A 16043-nucleotide genomic window follows, 5' to 3' on the forward strand; every position below is an offset into this window, starting at 1 on the left:
ACCATATCCTTGAGCAACTAATTGGTCAACCGGGATAAATCGCAATGCGGCAGAATTGATGCAATATCGTAATCCACCACGATCTTGCGGACCATCGGTGAAGACATGTCCTAAATGAGAATCACTATCTTTACTGCGGACCTCAGTTCTTTCCATTCCAAATGATTGATCACGTTTTTCTTTAACTGCCCGGTGCTTAATTGGTTGCGTGAAAGATGGCCAGCCACATCCCGCATCATATTTATCTAAGGAAGAAAACAACGGTTCACCACTGACAACATCTACATAAATTCCAGGTTGATCAAAATGATCGTACTTTCCTGTAAATGGCCGTTCCGTTGCCGCTTCTTGGGTAACTGCATATTGTGTTGGCGTTAATTTTGCTAATGCTTCTTTTTTCTGTTCTTGATTCATGAGATTTCGCCCCCCCCTTAAAGTCATGATTGTTTTACACTTATAAGATAACCATACTTAATAGATTAATGTCGAGAAAAATGCTTTTATTCTATTGAAAAATATATTCAATTTACGTCCTATGCCTAACAAAATGATCGACGTTAAAAAACTAATTAATACAAAAGTGAGGTAATATCACCAATGGATAAGCCAATGTTAAACAGTGCTCAACTTGTTAAGCATATGCAAGAAAAAGGGATTAAGTTTGAAATTACAACTACTAAAGACGCACGATATATGCTAGACAATGTAAATTATTATTTTAAACTTGCCTCTTACAAGATTAATGGGTGTTTCAAATGGATATTTACAAGATTTGAAAGTAAATGATTTAATTTCGCTATTTTACTTACACAAGATTATCGAAAGTAAAAAAATGAGCGAACACCGTATCAGACAAGGAAAAAGGCTTATTAAACGATTTCACCGTCACAAAGAGTGGTACGCTGACAATACTAAGCTGAACACCTTTTTCACAATACTTACTCATATGATTGACCACTTAAATATAAAATAGTATTATATATGTATTGAATTAACGGTAAGACCGTTAACTGATGGAGGCCTTGCGCCAAAGTCAGGTATTTATGAAAAGAGTCGATCAAATAAATGATCGACTTTTTTTGCTTAAATAAACTATAATTCTGCTCACATATATATGCAGAAATTAAATTTTTTGATGTTTTTTGGGAATTCCTAAAAAAACAATAGGTCTACAACCATTTAATTATCAACGATTATAGACTCTTCAAGATTTATCAAGTTTTATTAACAATGCGCCCCCCGAGAGTCGAACTCGGATCATGAGGACCGAAATCTCATGTGCTATCCATTACACTAAGGGCGCCTTACATAATTTATTTTAATCCTTTTCTAGTAAAATAGTAAGTAGTAATTGATAAAACTAGAGAATTTAATCTCTAGTAAAAAGGAGGATACCATGTTACCACAAAAATTCATCGCAATTGATATTGATGGCACCTTATACGACGACCATGATCATTTTGATCGGCAACGCTTTAACCGTGACTATCAGGAACTTCTCAACAAGAGAATTCTTCTAATCGTTGCGACGGGAAATAGCTACGATGCTGTTCAATCAATTTTCCAGGGATGCCCAGTGGATACATTTGTTGCCGAAAACGGTGGCCGGATAGTCATCAATGAGCAAGATGTAATCAGCCATGTCCATCCACAACCTCTACTAAAAGATTTAATTGAGTTTCTTGTTCAGCAAAATTATCATCCGGATCTCTTTTCACTTTCGGGGGCTTCAAATACCTTTATTGGCAGCAAATTCAAAGATGTTCCCGTACCATTCTACCCCCATCACCACTACTTCTCATCACTCGCCCAGGTTAACGAACCGATATATAACGTTAACCTGAATTGGTTTAAAAGTCATCCGCAATTATCAGCAATTGAAAGAGTAATTCAATCTATCAACAACGCTTTCCCTAAAATGGTCCAGGCTACTTATAGCGGTGCCTGTGGAATCGATATTTTACCATATGGGGTGAACAAGGCAGCTGGACTAAAAGAACTGATTAGTCATTTTCCTGGTAGAAGTCTTGCTGACGTGATTGCATTTGGGGATACTAGCAATGATCTTGAAATGATCCAAGAAAGTGGTACCGGCTTCGCAATGAAAAACGCTACCCCTGACTTAAAGCGAGTTGCTGACCAGATTACTCAACGTGATAACAATCATGATGGTTTACTTTATGAAATTGAGAATCAATTCTTACGTTAACAATTGAAAATATATTATGTAAACTTAAAAAATAAAAAACAGTGTCTCACCAATTCTTATATCGTGGACACTGTTTTTTTAGTCTTGGCTCGTTAAATTAGTAAACAGCCCCATCATAGAAGTTAAAGGCTGGTTTGTTAAAATCAAAAGACGCTAATTCAGACATTTTAATGAATTGGTCAGCAATTCCCCAACTCATCAGGTTAATCGGCTTTCCCCAATCTTCATCTGGAATAACAACCAGGATGTGCTTACCAAGTGCGGAAGCCATCCCCAGTTCAACACCCATTCCGACATCTTCTTCTTTAGGAATATAAACAGCTAATAATAAATCACTGGTTGAAACACCAACTCGGTCACCATTATAGGTGGCTGTTGCCCATTCACGGTCCTCTAACAACTCAGGATGTTCATCAACCCTAAGCCCCTTATATTGATGCTCTAATGGAACATATGAATTTTCTACATCAACCGTTGGATTTTCCTTAATTGCTTCCATTGCATCCTTATAAGCCTTGTTTTGATTATCTGTAAACCAACCGGCGCAGAAGTAAACAGTCTTTGTCTTTTGACCCACGAAATTTCCTCCTCTAATTAAAACAATCAGATCATATTTTAGCATATGAATGAAAAAAGTGCTTACGAAAAAATTTTAAATCTGGTAGACTAATCAATCGTTGAGTAAAGGAGTGAAGAGATATAATGGATAATACTCAAAATAATACTGCACGAAAGCAGCTTTCGCATCCTAAACTAGCAATGGTAGCGATGCTATTAGGGGCTTTTGTGGGGATGCTAAGTGAAACCTCACTTAATATTGCACTCCCCAAGTTAATGTTGTCCTTACGTGTAAATATGGCAACAATTCAGTGGTTAGTTACTGGATATATGCTTGTTATTGGAATTATTCTTCCCTTATCAAGCCTAATTTCAAAATGGTTTACAACTCGTCAGATCATTATCTTTGGTTTAGCGAGCTTTATTATCGGAGCGGTTATCTCTGCTTGTGCAAATAATTTCCCGGGAGTGCTAATTGGCCGAATGGTACAGGGGATTGGAACTGGTTTGATTCTCCCGTTAATGTTTGCCGTAGCAATGCAAATCTTTCCGCCCCAAAAACTTGGTGCTGTTCTAGGAATTTGTGCATTAGTGATTATGTTTGCACCAGCAATTGGTCCAACACTTACCGGACTAATTCTTGCTAAACTCTCCTGGCGTTGGATCTTCTGGTTATTTATTCCTTTCTTAGCCTTAGCGTTAATTTTCGCGATGACTTCATTAGAGAACGTCAATAACATTACAAAGCCACACGTTGATTGGCTTTCCATTATTGAATCCGCAATTGGCTTCTCCGGTTTAGTTATTGGCGCTAGTCTTTCTAGTCGTGATGGCTGGTTATCAGTCCCTGTTCTCTCAGCACTAATAGTCGGGGTAGTTGTTCTAGGATTCTATGTTCACGGCCAACTCCACTTAACGGAACCGATTCTTAATTTAAGGTTATTTAAGATTCCTGCCTTTAGAACAGGAGCTTTATTAGTGATGCTCGATTTCGGGATCATCCTTTCTGCAATGTACTTATTACCAAATTACCTGCAAAATGGTTTGTTAATTCCGGTCGCTCTTACTGGTATGATTATGCTTCCTGGGGGAGTGATTAATGCCGTTACATCTGCCCTTGCCGGACGACTTTACGATAATATCGGTGCTAGGAAACCAGTAATGTTTGGCTTAGTTATTGCGTTAATCGGAGCCATTATGTTCGCTTGCACCTCGGAACATTCATCAGTTGGCTATATCATTGCGGCTCATGTCATTCTAATGATTGGTTGTCCCCTTGCAATGTCTCCTGCACAAACTAGTTCGCTAAATTCCCTAAATGGCCTCGAATCTGCAGACGGAAGTACAATTCTCAATACTCTCCAGCAAATTGTTGGCGCATTGGCAACCGCATTTGCGACTAGTTTCCTCGAACTTGGTCAAAAAAATATTAATGGTACTGCAGCCGTTAAATTTACTAATGGGTTCCATTATGGAATTTACTTTACACTTGTCTTGGTCATAATTGCCCTAATCCTTTCTTTTAGGCTTCAAGATCGGGCTAAGGAAACGTAAGATATTAACTAGTAGCTATCAGTTGCAATTTCTTAGCAAAATGCTGATAATAATACCAACCACCTATTAACTATAAGGAGTTGGTATTATTGTTACCTTCATTGCCTGTTGGTATCGGTGAAGTCCATGCAATGCATGAGCTGTTCAAATTAAACCCGCGTTTGGCAATTATTGTCTTACTACTATTAATATGCTTGGCATTTTACCTAAAAAATAAGTAAAAATAAAAACAGAGCTTTGCTATTCTGTCCCCTAACTAAGAGAAAGAAGTAGCAATGCTCTGTTTTATTTTGTCATTACGTCTTTAAGACCAATTTTTACCAATTCTTTAGCCGCTGCAGAAACCGTTAATGATTGCTTTTCTGCATATTGTTTAACTAGTTGATAAACCGCTAAATCTTCTGGACCGCACCAAATGATTCCGGTCACTTGACCATGCTCTTTTTGCATTAAATCACGTCCTTATATTAATCTTTCCCCCATAGCATCTGGCCAACTCGTTGTAAAATTATTTTTCGGTCATGAAGCTGAAAATGGTTAGTTTTCGGAACAACTACTTGCTGATACCGGATCTCTGGATGAATTTTAACAAGTGATTGAAGCATTTCAGATTGGATCCGTGGGACTTCCTCGTCGTTCCCACCCATTATATTAAGAATCTTAACGGTAGAATTAGGACGCCACTTCCTCATTTGGCACTCTAACTGCCGGAAATTACGATCCTTTGATTTACGGTTTAAATTAGGAACAAATTTAACTTTAACCCCAAAGCTTTCCTCAACCGGTACGCCGAGAAAAACAACTTTGCGGAGTTGAATATCTTTTTGCAGTTGTTTTGAACCCATATAGGCATGAATAAATTCAGTTCCCCCATAGGAGTGAGCAATCACATTCATTCGTTTAATGTGGTAACGATCATGAAGAAGTTGGAGTACTCTAATTAGTTGGTGAACCTGAGGATGGTAGGAAGCATTATAATTCCAATTATATAGCACTTGAATAAGGGAATTTTTCTGCTGATGGAAATCGCCACCAGTCTTAACAGTTCCAGTTGGCGAAGCCCAAACTGTCATTACCTTTTGCGCATAATTATGTTTTTCAAAGTATCGGGTCATTCGACGATAAGTGGTTGTATTGCCTCCCCAGCCGGGAATCATTACTGTTGGCGTTTCACTATAACGAATAGTTGATCTCTCGTTGCTAGTTCGTAATGAATGATTAGGTAACGGCAAAAGTACGATAAATTGAATAATTAATACTAGTATTAATAAAATACTAATAATTGCAGCAAAGCTCTTTACTAGCCGTCGCATTCATTATCATCTCGGTTCGTTTTAACCAAACAAACGGGCCCAGAACCCTTTCTTCTTTGGCTTTTCTTCTTCAACAGTAGCAGTTGATTGCTCATCATTATTCACAACCGTGGTTTCTTTCTCGTAAGGATTATGTTCACCAATCCAACGGAAGAATTCCGGAGCCTTGATTTCAACAAACTTCCCCCGTTTACCATTAATTCCGTCTACGCATAGTTCGATCGGCAAAGCATTCCGGTATTTTTCAATACTATCAGCCGTAAACCCGTTAAACGTGTTCAGCTTTGAAATATCGAATAGTAAACTATCATCCCCCTGACGATACTGGAAATCATCTTGCTGGGTCAGGTAAAGTTTAGCCCACCGATTTCGCGAACTTTCCTTAAAGTCATCACAGATTGTCTCGGAGAAGTAATCGGGCAATGGAAGATTAGCCATTTCATAATAGTTCTTAAATAACTGCCTAGTCATAGCAAGAAAATCGAGTCTTCCCGTAGCTGAATTGAAGTCTCGCCATGGTGTTTCATCATCTTCAAGAAGGTTAGCCATCCGCATTACAAAATCCTTAAAAAGCGTGTTATTCAACGTCTTTCGAACATTAAAGATATACTGGTTAGCTGCTCCTTTTTGTGATTCATCAATGACCTTATCAATTTGCAGGTAATAAGTACGCCGAGCGGTTTCCCGAAGCATGGTAAAGCCTGAGTCATAATTAGTTGTTCCAATTAATGGAGCAATTGGGTGGGGATGGTTTACAAGTTCATTCATAATGTCAACAATCAAGTGCCGACTATATTGATCTTGTTGGAAGAAGTATGGTTCAATTTCATCTAACAAAACCGGGTATGAACTGCCGAGTTTCACATAATGTTCCATCGCTTCAACAGTCTTTGCCTTCTTTTGCGGGGTTTGGGACGGGTAAATTGTTCCAAAGTCAATTAATGAGCGATCGGTATTCCACGTAAGCTGATTAATAATCCGGAGAAGGGTTGACTTCCCTGAACCAGCTGTTGCCCCTAAAATTAAGAAATTAGGAACGTCATTTCCATCTTCTGGATTCAAACTAGTTTTAGAACGAATTTCCCATAAAAATGGTGCAGTAAAGCTATACAAAATTGCTTCAAAGAACCGTTTCCCATAATCAGCATCATAATCAACGACAAACTGCTGGTAACCTTTCATAACAGCATCAATACTCTTTAAACCGTCACGAATTTCAGAAATAGTCGCGATTTTGCCGAACGGAATTGGGTGTGTTCCTGTATCGTTAGGAACATAAAGGCCACTATTGTTATTTGCAATGTTCCGTTCCATTGGCCGATCATACAGGAAAGTTGTGTATTTTTTCTCGGCATCCCGTTGTTGTGGTGACATTCCACTGATCAAAGCATCCTGAACCTGCTTGGTAATTTTTTCTCGAGTCTTTAGTTTTGGCTTAGCAGCCCGAGGAGAGACCGCTTCTTTTTGTAAAGTATAGATCGTATCATGCTGCTTAACCTGCTTGGCAATTTTTTCCTTTGCTTGAGATCGATCCATGGTAATATCACGCATTGACTTTGTGATCATTTCAGGAACAAGATTATGGTCAATGTCATGCTGAAGATCATGCTTCAATAGATCCACCATGTCTGTTTCGGCGATCTTATCTGTCGTCTCATTATCAAGGATAACCGGTCCCTTGACTGACTGCTTACCGCTATCCTGATCCTTTTTTCCCTCTTCAACCTGCTTTTGAGCTGCTTTTACCAAATTTGAAGTAAAGAAAGGCTTCAAGACTGGCCTTAAATCCTTCTTAAAATGGTCAGCAAGGTTTTGGTATAAGCGGACATCATTATCAAATACCAATACTTCTTCAAATTGATTTCGGTGAGCATCAAATGAAGCCTCATCTAAATCCACACTTCCAAGAATCACACGGGTATCATGAGTGGTTGAATTGCTTAACAAGTAAAACTTAGAATGAATAACCTGAGTTGGCGCGATTGATACGCGAAAAAGATTATTGAGGACATTGGTTTGATTATCACTTGTTAGCGCTGAAAAGAGTTTGGCAGCTTCTTTATTAGCTGAACTAAGGAGAGCGTTGGTAAGTGCAACCTTCGTTACCATCTCATCAGCACTTAATTCACTTGTTGAATGAGAGCTTAACGCCACATCAATACTGATAAACTTACTAAGGTACTTATTAATAAAGTCAGCAGTAATCTCCCCAGTTACCGCAATTAATTGATCGTATTTTTGTGAATCAAATAATTGGTGGATCTTTAACGGTGGTGTTTCTTGACCATCAAAAACAATATGAATTTTTCTTATATCAGCAGTTTCTGTCATGACCATAATCCTTTACTATCAATAAATATATTAGTTTTATTTTCGACTATTTAATCCCTTTTTGCAAGTGGTTCCCCGATAAGCTATATAAAAAAGGAGCCGGAAATTTCCAGCTTCTTTCATCTTTATAGTAAGTGCTGTTGCTCCATTAATTCACCAATCCACGTTCCCTGGAGCTTCTTTAGTAGCGGCTTTTCAACAATCTTTGGAATTGGCAAATCCATGTCCTTTAACGGTTTCTTATCGTTCATGTAATACATTGCCCGCATTAGTTCCCGAAGATCATAAATGGAGTTGAAGACTTCTGGGACACCACGGTCAACATCTAATAGAGTGTAAACAGCTTCCATTGCAGTCCGTACGGAGTATTCCGTGGTAAATACGGTATCACGACTAGGTGACTCGGCAAAGTTACCAATGAATGCCAGGTTAGCAGAACCCTCCGGAACAACATCTGGACGGTCGCCCTTAACCCGTGGCATGAAGTAACTAGTGACGAATGGCATATATACCGGAACAGTATTAATTGAACTTTCCTTAGCCAAATCATCAATTAATGCTTCAGGAACCCCAAGATGGTATAGCCATTCCTTGGTAATCTCCTCACCGGTACAATCAACGATCCGTTTCTTAATATAGTTCCCCTTTGTATTAGAGTACAGGCCATAAATCCAAACAATGGTTTCGTTTTCCTTTTGTTTCTTGAAGTGTGGTTGACGGTGAATCGTCCAGGAAAGCATCCAATTAGAGTCCGTAACCGTAATGATCCCACCAGTATTAACTTTGCCATCATGGAGATCCCGTTTAGTTAACCGTTCAATATACGGTTCAACTTGCGGATTCTTAACGGTTGCGGTAGCGGAAATGAACCAACTTCTTCCCGGAAGATTCTTACAAAAGACGTCAGGATGACCAAAATCAGCTGACTGTCGAGCTAGATTTTCCCATAATTTCCAACTGCCACCAAGTGCTTGTGTTGGTCGAGCTGCCTGATGGTGACTTCCGTAGGTAGAACTTTCCGTAATTGAACCATTTGTGGCGAAGACTAGATCATCATCCGTTAATTCAATGACTTTATCTTTACCCGCTTGAGTTAATAAGATCCGCTTAGCGTGCTTTTGATGGCCCTGAGTATCAACAATAACGTTCTTTACCTGGGTATCATATTCAATCTTGACATGATGATCTTTCAGGTAGGCTAATAGCGGCTTGGTCATTGATTCATATTGGTTATACTTATTAAATTTCAGTGCAGTGAAGTCCGGTAAACCATCAATATGGTGAATAAACCGCATCATGTAACGACGCATTTCGGCTAAGGAGTGCCACCGTTCAAACGCAAACATTGTTGACCAATAAACCCAGAAGTTGCTTTCAAAGAAATCATCAGAGAAGTATTCGCCAATGGTCTCCCTTCCCAGCTTTTCCTCAGGAGTCATAATAAGCTTAGTCAACTCTTTAATTGCCTTCTTACTTAGGCCATATTTACCGTCCGACGGAACTTCATTCCCCCGGTTATAGGTTAAACGACAGTTAGAGCTGTTTGGATCTTCCTTATCCAACCAGTAATATTCATCAAGGTAGGAAGCACCTGGAATTTCAAGTGATGGGATTGAACGGTACATGTCCCACATACACTCGAAGTGGTTCTCCATTTCCCGTCCCCCACGAGTAACAAAACCAATTCCAGGACGATCTTCACCATCAAGTGAACCACCGGCAACTGGTAATTCCTCTAAAATATGAATATTCTCACCCGGCATTTGAGCATCACGAATTAAAAACACGGCTGCTGATAAGCCAGCTAACCCACCACCAATAATGTAGGCGTGTTTCTTATCGACGCCAGCAGGCTTCTTTGGCCGAGCAAAGGCCTCATAATTCCCGTTTGAATAATACATTTTGACGACTCCCTTCTCAGTAAACAAGTGCATCATAACTACCTTAATTTTAGTGAAAGCGGTTGAAAGTGTCAATTTTATTAAGCAAAATGAACTTATAAATTAATTCTAAATAATCATTCCAAACGTATGTTCAAACTAGTAAAATAGATATTGAAATCATGAGAAATGGAGTAAATTTATGAAATTTAGAAAACGACTCTATCACCTTTTATTTGCTCTTGTTGGTTTATTAATAGTTACTGGAGTTATCCAGCAGCCTAAGCTAACGAGTGCTTCATTAAACCATATTAGTAAAATTGCATACTGGAAGAAAACTAGTCACAGCTATCAAAAAACATTGCCACCAACTCAGGAACAGGCTAGTTCAGTTTTGACTCCGGCTGTTCGCCAACAACTTGGTACTGCAATTACTTGGAATAAAGCTGGTGCATTTATTATTAATAATAACCAAACTAATCTTAACGCTAAGATTGCAAGTGCTCCCTATGCTGTAAATCATCTTGACCGCCAAGGAAGAGCCTGGCAAGGTGATGCCTGGTTAAACAGAACAACTCGTCAATATAAAAATCGAACTGCTACTGGGAATGGTGCTACGAATTGGCGACCAGCTGGTTTTCTTCAGGCTCATAATCTTAAGGGTGGGTACAATCACGCATACGATCGGGGACACCTTCTTGGTTATGCGCTAGTTGGCGGTATTCATGGATTTGATGCATCCGAATCAAATCCATCTAATATTGCCACGCAAACTGCCTGGGCAAATGAAGCACGAAATAAAAATTCAACAGGACAAAACTACTATGAAGGTCTGGTCCGAAAAGCACTAGATCAAAATAAACAAGTTCGCTACCGGGTCACAAATATTTATGACGGTAATAATATTGTTCCGGCTGGTGTTCACATCGAAGCTAAGTCTAGCGATGGCTCTTTAGAATATAATGTTTTCGTGCCAAATGTCCAAAGAAATATTACGATTAACTATTCAACTGGCGCAGTAAAGCAAAATTAAAAGGCAGCTTTGTAAATCCTGTTTAAGGGGACTTACAAAAGCTGCCTTAATTAATCTTTTTACTTTTCTTTTCCTTCGTGCACTCGAACACGGTAGATAATACTCATGATGATCAGGAAGATAACACCAACTGATACTGAAACCCGAGTGTCGGGGTTAAAGAACATGAAGAGGAGAATAACCGTTAGAGCGATCAGACTAAAGTAGTTGTAAGCCGGATAAAGCGGCATCTTAAATGGGTGATCCTTAAGTTGTTCAGGATGTTCTTTTCTGAAGTGAAGCTCAGACAAGAGAATGATAAACCATGGTACCATCCCCGGAAGAACACTAGAACTATATACAATAACGAAAATATTTTGAGCAGCAGAACTAAAGATTGACATTAATTCATTAACAACAAAGCCAAGGAAGATCCAGAAAGAAATCGTGAGGATTGCGACATTAGGAACAACCCGTTTAGAAAGCTTACTAAAGAACTTTGGTACTTCCCCATCAACAGAAAGCTTGAACAGCATCCGACTAGCACTGTAAATACCAGAGTTAGCACCAGAAAGAGCTGCCGTTAAAACAACAAAGTTAATGATTCCGGCTGCCCCAGTGATCCCAACTTTCGTAAAGGTTTCAACGAATGGTGAACCAACTGACTTCAATTGATTCCATGGGTAAATAGAAACAATTACGAAAATTGCACCGATATAGAAGATTAAAATCCGCCAGATAACAGACTTAACTGATTTTACAATCGCATGCCGCGGTGATTCAGCTTCACCAGCAGTGATCCCTAATAACTCAATTCCCTGGTAAGAACCTGCAATTACTGATAGTGAGAACATAAAGCCCATAAAGCCACCAGTGAAGAAACCACCGTGGGACCACAGATTAGAGATTCCAACTGGATGCCAGTTATTACCCAACCCAAGAACGATAACCAATAAGCCTAGGATGATCATGGCAATAATCGTGACAACCTTAATCATCGCAAACCAGAATTCCAGTCGGCCATATGCTTTTGCTGATGCTAGGTTTGCTAACGTCAAAATAATAATCATTATTAATCCAGAAATCCAGTCTGGAAGGTTTGGCCACCAATAATTTAGGTATTGACTCATTGCGATAATGTCAGAGATCCCAACAATAATAAATTGGAAGACGTTACTCCACTTCGTTAAATATCCAGCAACTGGATGAATATACTTTGAACCGTAATCCGCAAAGGAACCAGTTCCTGGACTAATATAAATTAATTCTCCAAGAGCCCGCATAACACCATAAAGAACTAAGCCAACAAAGGCATATGCCAGCAGAACGGAAGGACCAGTCCACTTAATAGTGGAAGTAGCCCCCATGAAAAGACCACTACCGATTGTTCCACCAATCGCAATCATTTCCATCTGTCCAGGCGTCATCGTCCGATTTAGTTTTGCTTTATTTTCACTCATGTCTAACTCCTCATTTCCTTCAACTAAAAAAGCTACCCAAAAAGTCCCTCTCAACCAGGTTCAAATCATTTGATAGGCGGTTGAGTAACTTCTGGATAGCTGTTAACTTACAGAATTTATTAAATATTAAAGGTACTCAACCACGGTAGTTGTTGTGGTTGAGGTGGAGGTTAGACGTTGAATAATTGCTTTTTGACTTGACATAATTAATTCCTCCAATTCATTTCTTTCAATGTCATTAGAATACTATTAGAAAATTAAAAATGCAAGTCTTTTTTAATATTTTTTTATTCTTTCCTTCGTTGCTTCCAGAAAAGCATTGTAATAATGGTAACTAGTCCAGTGATTACTAACCCAACAAATGTTGTTCGATTATCTGTCTGGTTCCCGGTTTGTGGCAGACTTGTTTTTTGTCGTTTATCCTTATTCTTGCTACTGCCTAATTCTCTTAAAGAAGCTGAATCTTGATCAAGAATTTTTTGAATATCCGCATCTCTCATTGACGTTTCTTCATTGTCAGATTGCTGGTTGCGAGGTGTTTGGACATCATGTTGCGTCGATTCTGCCACTTGCTGGTTATCAGTTTCCGGTTTGGCTTCTGTTGTTTGGGTTTCTTGTTCTTTCTGGGATTCTGAATTAGGACGCAGAACTGCTTCTGTCTGGGTTTCTTTGGCTACCTTATTAGCATTATTTTTACTTTCATGTTTAGCATGATTAGGGCGATGGTCATCCCCCATTAAGGCAACTTGTGACACCGGATCAACCTTTTCCTCAATTCTACTCTGGTTCGGTTGTTTTTCATCCACTAACTCTGTTTGGGTAGCATGATCATTTTTTTGCACTTCATTAGTTTGACTTTCTTGCTGTTCAACGTTAACTTCCTCAGTTTGAGTATCACTGGTACTAATTTCATGGTTATCCGTTTGGCTTTCAGTATCTTTTCCCAACTGCTTACTTTGAGTCTCTTCATCCTTACTGCTTGGAGGAGCTGTCTGCTGTCCCTGATCTTGTTGTTGAGCTACGGTTGTTTGCGTTTCACTATCATTACTAGTTAGTAATTCCGTTTGGCTTCCAGTGGTTACCAACTTCTTTTCTTCTGGCTGAGTGATTAGTTGTTCATTGTTTGTTGCTTCCTGATCGTCCTTTTTTCCTCCTGGTTGTTCGTTAAGCTTTTGAAGCGGCCGAATTACAAGTTTAAATGGTTCTTGTCTACTTTGGTATAGCTTAAGGCGCTTTGGCACTGACTCAGGAAAACAATATTCAAATCCCTTTGGTGCAGGAGGAACATCATACCATTGACCAACCTTAAGTGTCGTAGTATTCAAAACCTTTCCCGTAAATTTAAAGTTTTCATCATAGCCATAAAATGATGGTCGAGCTTCAACTAACCGTTCCCGATCTGTAATCTTATATTGATGATATGTTACTGAAATGGTTTGATCAGAATCATCTGCTGATACTGGCTGTGCTTGCACCTGCAGAATACTTGGTTCAAAATCGTCATAATTTGGTGTAAAAAATGACGGCCAAATACTAGGTGCCTGTGGTTGCCAATTATTAGCAATCCTTTTAAAAGTGACCGTCTGCTTAACCGTCTGCATCCCCTTATAAGGATCACCAATTTTAATGATCCTCGTAATTTGACGAATCTCATTCTGATTGTCTAGCTGCTGGCTACTGGTGATTTGACTTGGTTTCTGACTTGCACCGTGACCAGTGCCAACCGAAACTGCCATTGTCATTAGAACTGTTGCGGAAGTAATCCCAACACATTGCTTAATAATTGATTTTTTATTACTCATTAAAAAATTCCTCCCAAATTGGCTTACATAATACCAATACGGAAGGAATCTCTTTTTGCACGAAAAAAATTTTATTTTAAAGGGCGTGAATAACCTTTTCAATGTCATCAACAATTTGATCTGGTGTTAAATGATACCACTCATAAAGGACTTCTAGTGGAACGTTATCAGCAAATTCACGAGGAGCACCGAAGTTCAAGACTTTCATTGCTTTAGGTCCATAATAACGAGAAATAGTCTCACCAAAGCCCCCGCTAACGTTACCATCTTCCAAGGTAACAACAACATCATGATTTTCTGAAAGGTGGTGCAGATAACTTTGATCAATTCCGGTTAAGGACTTCGGGTTAATCAAAGTTGCGTTAATATTTAACTTCTTTTGCAGTTGATCACAGACATCAAGTCCTAATTGCCAAAAGTCACCAACAGCCATAATAGCAACTTCACTACCTTCACGCGCTACGTCATAATGAATAACACTGTAATCATCTTGACTAACTTTTCCGTGAAGGAGTTTCTTTTCGGGTTCCCGAATTATCACTGGTTGTTCGGTTTGGCTAAGGGCCCACTTTAACATTGAAATCAATTCTTCAACGTTCGTTGGGGCAAGATATTCAATGTTTGGCAAGTTGGAAATCATTGAAATATCAAACGTTCCCTGGTGAGTAGCAGAATTCGTTGCAATTGTCCCACCTCTGACAATCATTACTACTGGTGCATCATTAAGAGCCATATCATGGATCAATTGATCGTATGCCCGTTGAAGGAACGTACTATTTTGAAAGACAACTGGGCGTGCACCAGCAGTTGCCATGGCGACTGCAGTAGTGATGGAGTCTTGTTCAGCGATGCCCACATCAAAATAGTGATCAGGGTACTTAGCTTGGAACTTCTTGAGGTTAAAGACACCAGGAATAGCCGCATTTAGAGCAACTACCGGTACTCCGTCATCAATTTGATGTCCTAACTCAGTCAAGATTGCGTCACTATAGTTTTCAGTGCTTTCCTGCTTCTTAACCTCACCAGTTTTAATATCAAATGGTGGCTGCCAGTGCCAATCCATCTTATCTTCAACGGCTGGCTTATATCCCTTACCCTTTAAAGTATTAACATGAAGGACAATTGGGTGATCAATATCTTTAACTTCCTTAAAGGCATCGATCATTGTCTGAAGGTCATTACCATCAGCAACATACTTATAGTCTAGGCCCATGAATTTGAAAATGTTATTCTCTGCCTTACCATTAGTATCACGTAATTCCTTCAGCCCTTGATAAAGACCACCCTGATCCTTATCGATTGCCATTTGATTATCGTTAACAACAATAATCAAATTAGAATGGAGCTTAGCCGCATTATTCAATCCTTCAAAGGCTAACCCACCGCTTAGCGAGCCATCACCAATTACCGCAACGATATTATCAGTGGAGTCAGGATGCATTAAATCACGTGCTTGTGCCAGGCCAACTGCCAATGAAACGGACGTCGAAGTGTGTCCAATTTCAAAAAAGTCATGGACACTTTCTTCAGGAGAAGTATATCCAGAAATGTCCTCATAATGATCTGGATCCATAAAGCCGATCTTTCTACCGGTTAACATTTTATGCGGATAACATTGGTGAGAAACATCCCAAACAACCTTGTCGTGAGGAGAATCAAAAACATAATGATATGCAATCGTTGTTTCCATAATTCCAAGGTTTGGGCCAACGTGTCCCCCAATTGCTGCATCCCGCTCAAGAACCAGCTGACGCATTTCAGTTGCTAACTGCTTTAGCTGTTCAAGAGACATTGATTTAATATCAGCCGGTTCATTAACCCGGTTTAGAAGGTAATCTGGATGTCGATTCATCTGTGCCACCCTTTCTAATCGTTTGTTGCTTATTTAGATATTTAATATTTTTTTGTAAAGATAATTTAAAAC

12 protein-coding genes and 1 tRNA gene are annotated in these 16043 nt (G+C 39.2%); 3 read left to right on the top strand and 10 right to left on the bottom strand.

Translation table 11 applies throughout. From position 1 onward, the window contains the following. On the bottom strand, positions 1-414 hold a 414-nt coding region (msrB, locus tag HMPREF0549_RS04680; protein WP_040531199.1), incomplete at its 3' end, for a peptide-methionine (R)-S-oxide reductase MsrB. A gap of 817 nt (positions 415-1231) precedes the next feature. Next, positions 1232-1303: transfer RNA gene (locus tag HMPREF0549_RS04690), tRNA-Arg, on the bottom strand. 93 nt (positions 1304-1396) lie between these two features. On the opposite strand from HMPREF0549_RS04690, the gene HMPREF0549_RS04695 reads away from it, so the two are divergent. Then, positions 1397-2209 carry an HAD-IIB family hydrolase gene (locus HMPREF0549_RS04695; RefSeq protein ID WP_040531202.1) on the top strand — a complete coding sequence of 271 codons (813 nt, stop codon included), beginning with the start codon at positions 1397-1399 and terminating at the stop codon, positions 2207-2209. A 97-nt stretch (positions 2210-2306) separates the two neighbouring features. Here the strand turns inward: HMPREF0549_RS04695 and HMPREF0549_RS04700 are convergent, their stop codons facing one another. Further along, positions 2307-2831: a nucleoside 2-deoxyribosyltransferase gene (locus HMPREF0549_RS04700; protein ID WP_003717117.1), complete on the bottom strand. Its 525-nt coding sequence runs from the start codon at positions 2829-2831 to the stop codon at positions 2307-2309. A gap of 80 nt (positions 2832-2911) precedes the next feature. Between HMPREF0549_RS04700 and HMPREF0549_RS04705 the strand changes: the two genes are divergently transcribed. Then, the gene (locus HMPREF0549_RS04705; protein ID WP_003717118.1) at positions 2912-4321 is read left to right on the top strand and encodes a DHA2 family efflux MFS transporter permease subunit; all 1410 of its coding nucleotides are present in this window, start codon (positions 2912-2914) and stop codon (positions 4319-4321) included. Positions 4322-4606: 285 nt separating this feature from the next. Here the strand turns inward: HMPREF0549_RS04705 and HMPREF0549_RS09875 are convergent, their stop codons facing one another. The 4 genes from HMPREF0549_RS09875 to HMPREF0549_RS04720 all read right to left on the bottom strand — a co-directional run bounded on the left by HMPREF0549_RS09875 (position 4607) and on the right by HMPREF0549_RS04720 (position 9866). Further along, complete coding sequence (locus HMPREF0549_RS09875) at positions 4607-4771, bottom strand: hypothetical protein (RefSeq protein WP_003717120.1); 165 nt, start codon at positions 4769-4771, stop codon at positions 4607-4609. Positions 4772-4788: 17 nt separating this feature from the next. Further along, the gene (locus tag HMPREF0549_RS04710) at positions 4789-5634 is read right to left on the bottom strand and encodes an alpha/beta hydrolase (RefSeq protein ID WP_003717121.1); all 846 of its coding nucleotides are present in this window, start codon (positions 5632-5634) and stop codon (positions 4789-4791) included. Between the two features lie 21 nt (positions 5635-5655). Next, positions 5656-7971, bottom strand: a complete 2316-nt coding sequence (locus HMPREF0549_RS04715; protein ID WP_003717122.1) for an Aq_aa27 family P-loop NTPase — start codon at positions 7969-7971, stop codon at positions 5656-5658. Positions 7972-8090: 119 nt separating this feature from the next. After that, positions 8091-9866 carry an oleate hydratase gene (locus HMPREF0549_RS04720; protein ID WP_040531211.1) on the bottom strand — a complete coding sequence of 592 codons (1776 nt, stop codon included), beginning with the start codon at positions 9864-9866 and terminating at the stop codon, positions 8091-8093. A gap of 181 nt (positions 9867-10047) precedes the next feature. Here HMPREF0549_RS04720 and HMPREF0549_RS04725 point away from each other — a divergent pair, with 181 nt between their 5' ends. Next, a complete protein-coding gene (locus HMPREF0549_RS04725; protein WP_003717124.1) occupies positions 10048-10878 on the top strand; it encodes a DNA/RNA non-specific endonuclease in 831 nt (276 codons plus the stop codon). Positions 10879-10937: 59 nt separating this feature from the next. On the opposite strand, the gene HMPREF0549_RS04730 is transcribed toward HMPREF0549_RS04725, so the two are convergent. The 3 genes from HMPREF0549_RS04730 to HMPREF0549_RS04740 form a co-directional block, all read right to left on the bottom strand. Further along, positions 10938-12317 carry an amino acid permease gene (locus HMPREF0549_RS04730; RefSeq protein WP_040531214.1) on the bottom strand — a complete coding sequence of 460 codons (1380 nt, stop codon included), beginning with the start codon at positions 12315-12317 and terminating at the stop codon, positions 10938-10940. A gap of 287 nt (positions 12318-12604) precedes the next feature. Then, positions 12605-14119, bottom strand: coding sequence for a hypothetical protein (locus HMPREF0549_RS04735; protein ID WP_040531218.1), 1515 nt, complete (start codon positions 14117-14119; stop codon positions 12605-12607). A gap of 76 nt (positions 14120-14195) precedes the next feature. Then, a complete protein-coding gene (locus HMPREF0549_RS04740; protein WP_003717127.1) occupies positions 14196-15971 on the bottom strand; it encodes a 1-deoxy-D-xylulose-5-phosphate synthase in 1776 nt (591 codons plus the stop codon). Positions 15972-16043 lie beyond the last annotated feature (72 nt).

Source organism: Limosilactobacillus vaginalis DSM 5837 = ATCC 49540 (genome assembly GCF_000159435.1).
GTDB classification, from domain to species: domain Bacteria; phylum Bacillota; class Bacilli; order Lactobacillales; family Lactobacillaceae; genus Limosilactobacillus; species Limosilactobacillus vaginalis.

Bases quoted from the DNA above. Each gene is read 5' to 3' on its own strand.
- HMPREF0549_RS04695 (WP_040531202.1), top strand. From the start codon at position 1,397: ATGTTACCACAAAAATTCATCGCAATTGATATTGATGGCACCTTATAC.
- HMPREF0549_RS04700 (WP_003717117.1), bottom strand. From the start codon at position 2,831: ATGCTAAAATATGATCTGATTGTTTTAATTAGAGGAGGAAATTTCGTG.
- HMPREF0549_RS04705 (WP_003717118.1), top strand. From the start codon at position 2,912: ATGGATAATACTCAAAATAATACTGCACGAAAGCAGCTTTCGCATCCT.
- HMPREF0549_RS09875 (WP_003717120.1), bottom strand. From the start codon at position 4,771: ATGCAAAAAGAGCATGGTCAAGTGACCGGAATCATTTGGTGCGGTCCA.
- HMPREF0549_RS04710 (WP_003717121.1), bottom strand. From the start codon at position 5,634: ATGCGACGGCTAGTAAAGAGCTTTGCTGCAATTATTAGTATTTTATTA.
- HMPREF0549_RS04715 (WP_003717122.1), bottom strand. From the start codon at position 7,971: ATGGTCATGACAGAAACTGCTGATATAAGAAAAATTCATATTGTTTTT.
- HMPREF0549_RS04720 (WP_040531211.1), bottom strand. From the start codon at position 9,866: ATGTATTATTCAAACGGGAATTATGAGGCCTTTGCTCGGCCAAAGAAG.
- HMPREF0549_RS04725 (WP_003717124.1), top strand. From the start codon at position 10,048: ATGAAATTTAGAAAACGACTCTATCACCTTTTATTTGCTCTTGTTGGT.
- HMPREF0549_RS04730 (WP_040531214.1), bottom strand. From the start codon at position 12,317: ATGAGTGAAAATAAAGCAAAACTAAATCGGACGATGACGCCTGGACAG.
- HMPREF0549_RS04735 (WP_040531218.1), bottom strand. From the start codon at position 14,119: ATGAGTAATAAAAAATCAATTATTAAGCAATGTGTTGGGATTACTTCC.
- HMPREF0549_RS04740 (WP_003717127.1), bottom strand. From the start codon at position 15,971: ATGAATCGACATCCAGATTACCTTCTAAACCGGGTTAATGAACCGGCT.